5 protein-coding genes are annotated in these 3,745 nt (G+C 72.2%); 2 read left to right on the forward strand and 3 right to left on the reverse strand.

Annotated elements, in window-relative coordinates; genetic code table 11:
- On the reverse strand, positions 1-864 hold an 864-nt coding region (locus ON21_RS03285), incomplete at its 3' end, for a GNAT family N-acetyltransferase (protein WP_039795133.1).
- Positions 865-975: 111 nt separating this feature from the next.
- On the opposite strand from ON21_RS03285, the gene ON21_RS03290 reads away from it, so the two are divergent.
- On the forward strand, positions 976-1,779 hold the full coding sequence (locus ON21_RS03290; RefSeq protein WP_039795135.1) for a TrmH family RNA methyltransferase: 804 nt from the start codon (positions 976-978) through the stop codon (positions 1,777-1,779).
- Positions 1,776-2,075 (forward strand): DUF2537 domain-containing protein, encoded by a 300-nt coding sequence (locus ON21_RS03295; protein ID WP_039795136.1) that lies wholly within the window; start codon positions 1,776-1,778, stop codon positions 2,073-2,075. Before ON21_RS03290 ends, ON21_RS03295 begins: the two co-directional genes overlap by 4 nt.
- A gap of 101 nt (positions 2,076-2,176) precedes the next feature.
- Here the strand turns inward: ON21_RS03295 and ON21_RS03300 are convergent, their stop codons facing one another.
- Together ON21_RS03300 and sepH are read right to left on the reverse strand one after the other, a co-directional pair.
- Entirely contained in the window at positions 2,177-2,908 is a 732-nt protein-coding gene (locus ON21_RS03300; protein WP_039795139.1) for a DUF6928 family protein, read from the reverse strand.
- A 274-nt stretch (positions 2,909-3,182) separates the two neighbouring features.
- Positions 3,183-3,745 (reverse strand): septation protein SepH (gene sepH, locus ON21_RS03305; RefSeq protein WP_373281098.1); only part of this gene is annotated, 563 nt, incomplete at its 5' end.

Genomic DNA, 3,745 nt, shown 5'->3' on the forward strand with positions numbered 1-3,745 from the left:
GTCGTAGCGGGCGGTGGTACGCACCAGCCGGGGATCGGTCAGCAGGTAGGGCAGCGGGTCGTGGTCGGTGAGCACGGCGTCCACCCGTCGCACCAGATCGAGCCCGAGCAGCGCCCGCCACAGGGCCGCGTGCGCTTCGGCGGTGACCGTCCGCAGTTCGATGACTTCCACCGTCCGCGCCCTGCCGTCCGCGTGGTACCGATACAGCGCGTAGCCGTCGGCGTGCAGGAGGCCGAACAGGCCGGTGCCGCCGTCCCGGAAACGCTGGGGATCGTCGAACACGATGTCCCAGGCCGCGGCCGGACGCACCTGCGCGCCGGGCACCAGCCTGCGCCAGCGGTCGTAGCTGGCTTCCGCCGCCGCGCGCAGCTCGCTCGGCGGGCGCAGCGCCACACCGCCGGGATCGGGCGCCGATGGGAGGAATTCGGCGAATCGCCGTTCGATGCCCACCGCGTTCTCCCGTGTCGCGGGTCCGTAGCCGAACCGGCCGTAGATGCCGCCTTCACTCGCGGTGAACATGGTCAGGGGCAAACCGTCGGCCTCGACGCGCCGATGCTGTTCGGTGTACATGGCGCGGAGGATGCCGCGCCTGCGGTGCGTCGGCGCGACGCAGACGCCCGCGATGCCGCACACCCGCACGGTCCGCTCGCCGGGCACGGTCACCGTCATGGTGGTGGCTTGCGTGTGCCCGACGACCTCGCCGCCCTCGACCGCCACGATCGAGTTCTCCGGTGGGAACAGCAGCGGAATCCGCTCCACCTCGGCCGGGTCGGAACGGGTGCCGAACGAGGTCTCCACCAGCGTCGTGATCGCGGCCGCGTCGTCCGCGGTGGCCGATCGAAGAGTGATTCCCGGCGGGGTCATGCCTCGACCATCCCACGCCCGCGCACCTGCCCGCACCGCATTTTCGCGGTCCGCGACGGCCGGGCGAACACCGATTCGGACCAGGCCGCGGCCACCCGGCAGGATGGAGCGGTGGCCGAAGTGATCGACATCGATGACCCCGCCGACCCACGGGTCGACGACTTCCGCGATCTCAAGTCGGCCGACCGCAGGCCCGATCTGCCCGGGCGCAAAGGACTGGTGATCGCCGAGGGCGTCGTGGTGGTCCAGCGCATGCTCGATTCGCGTTTCACGCCGAGCGCGCTGCTCGGAGTCGAGCGCAGGCGCGCCGAACTCGCCGACGACTTGGTGACCGTCGACGTGCCGTACTACCGCGCCACGGCCGAGGTGATGGCCGAGGTGGTCGGGTTCCACCTCAACCGCGGCGTGCTGGCCGTCGCCCGCCGCCCCGCCGAACTCGGGATGGCGGAGGTGCTCGAGAAGGCGCGCACCGTCGCGGTGCTCGAAGGCGTCAACGATCACGAGAATCTCGGCGCCATGTTCCGCAACGCCGCCGGGCTGGGCGCGGACGCGATCCTGTTCGGCGACCGCTGCGCCGACCCGCTGTACCGCCGCGCCGTCCGGGTGTCGATGGGACATGTGCTGCGCGTGCCGTTCGCCTCCGTCCCGGATTGGCCGGGCGGTCTGAATATACTGCGGCGCAAAGGATTCCAGATCATCGCCCTCACGCCCGACCCGGCGGTGGCGAATCTGGCCGCGGCGATGACGGGGGAGCGGGTGGCGTTGTTGCTCGGAGCCGAGGGACCGGGACTGACGGAGGAGGCCATGCGGGCCACCGATGTCCGCGCGCGCATTCCCATGACGCCGGGCACCGATTCGCTCAATGTCGCGACCGCGGCCGCGATGGCGTTCTACGAGCGGGTGAGGACGGCGTGACCGGACCGTACCGGCCGTATCCGTCCTACCAGGACCCGACGCCGTGGGGTGCGGGCCTCACCGTGGCGTTCATGGTGGCGCTGCTGTCGGCGGTCGCGGTGTATTCCTTCGGGGCCGCGCTGGCCGAAGTGCATCCGTTGCTCGCGGTCGCGGTGAATCTGATCGCGGCCGGCGGCGCCGCGCCCACCGCCTGGCGCTGGCGTTTCGCCCCGGTGACGCGGTGGGTGATCGGCGGCGCCGCGGCGGGCGTGCTGCTCGGGTGGGTCGTGTTGCTGCTGGAAGGACTGTTCGCCTAGCGCGCCAGATGGGTGCGGCCGGACGTAGTCCGTCCTCAGCTCGCGCATGGCCGGAGCGAAGGCGGAGGTACGCCTGATGGGTAGCGAAGGCGGAGGTACGCCTAACCGACGGGGTCGTGTCCGCGCAGCCAGCCGAACAGGCCGCGTTTGCGTGCGGTCGTGTGCGCCCCGCCGTCGGCGGAGCCGCGCACCAGCTTGCCCTTCGGATGCAGGGCGAACTTGCAGATCGGGACGTCCCCCGGCCCGAGGGCGCCGGGCGCGGCGGCGCCGCGGTAATGAAAGCCGAGCCATTCGTTGTTCGCCGCGTCGGCGAAGTCGGGCGGGTCGAACGGCAGCGACTGAGGGTCGGGGAGTTCGCCCGCGCGCCAGCGCACCGGATGCTCCCCGGCCCAGTAGGACCGCTCCCACACCAGCGGAAGTCCCTCGTCCTCCAGGATGTACACCCGGGTGGAGCTGAACGATCTGCGGAACTCGCCGCGCTCCCAGTGGGCGAACGCGCCCCAGCCGTGCTCGACGTCGAACGACACCAGGTAGGTGTGTTCCGAAGCGAGCGGGCGAACCAGCAACTCCGGGATCTCGGTGGGGTGGGTGCGCGCGGCCTGCGCTGTGCACAGCACCGTCACGCCGGGAAAGCAGCCGATGCAGACCTCGTCGGTCCCCGGGCCCGCGCACCCCGCCAGCGTGCCGGTCATGACCTGGCGCACGTCGCGGTCTGCGTGCAGTTGCTTCGCCAGCGCCAGTGCGGCCGCCGGCTCGGGGCTGTGGTTCGCGCGCAGTACCGCCAGGGGATCCGGTGCGTCGACATACCAGAGCGACCACGCCTTGGATAGCATCCGGCACCTCCCGATAGTCGCACGAATCAACTCCGCGAACTTCGAGCAACGCAGGGCGATCCGACCGGCACCGCGACGGTGACCAGTTCGGCGCCGACGTCGTCGACCACACCGAGAATTTACTCGCCGCGTACCGGCCTCGGTGCGGCTTCGCACCGCGAACGCCAGTTCGCGACCATTGATTTCGCTCCACGTCACTCACCGGAGCCGAGTGACGCCCGAGAGCGCGCGACACTCCTGATCGGCACAGCCGAACACCGCAGTGAGGGAGCGCTCAGTGACCCGAGCTGCGCACCCCGAGCAGCACGTCCTCCCAGGACGGCATCGGGGCCTTGCCCCGCTTGCTGCGCGTCGGCTTCGCCGGAGCCTTGGCCGCGGGCTTCGCGGGCTCCTCGGCCGCGGCGGGCGCGGGCGCGGCGCTGTCCGCTGCGGCGGCGGGCGTCGCGGCGGCGCCATTGGCGGGCGTCGCGTTACCGGCGGCCGCCGGGGTCGCGTTGGCGGACGCGGCGGGCGTCGACGCGGTGCCCGCCGGAATCGCGGCCGCGCTGCCACCGGCCGCGACGGCACGCTGCTCGTAGTATTCGTCCAGCGTCGGCTGGCTCTGGCGGCTCGCGGCGCGCGCGGGCGGCGCGGCCGGGGCGGGACGCGGTTCGGCCACCGGCTCCGGCTGCGGCGGGGCGGGCTCGGGCTCCGGCGGAACGATGGTGGCCAGCCCGCGCAGTGCGCGTCCGAAATCCGGATCGATCAAGTCGGAGGCCGGGTCGTCGAGGCGGGGAGACCGAACCGCCGTGCGCGTCCGGCTGGTAACGCCAGTGCGCGGCGATCTCGGATCGTCCG

Source organism: Nocardia araoensis NBRC 100135 (assembly GCF_000308435.1).
GTDB lineage: Bacteria > Actinomycetota > Actinomycetes > Mycobacteriales > Mycobacteriaceae > Nocardia > Nocardia araoensis.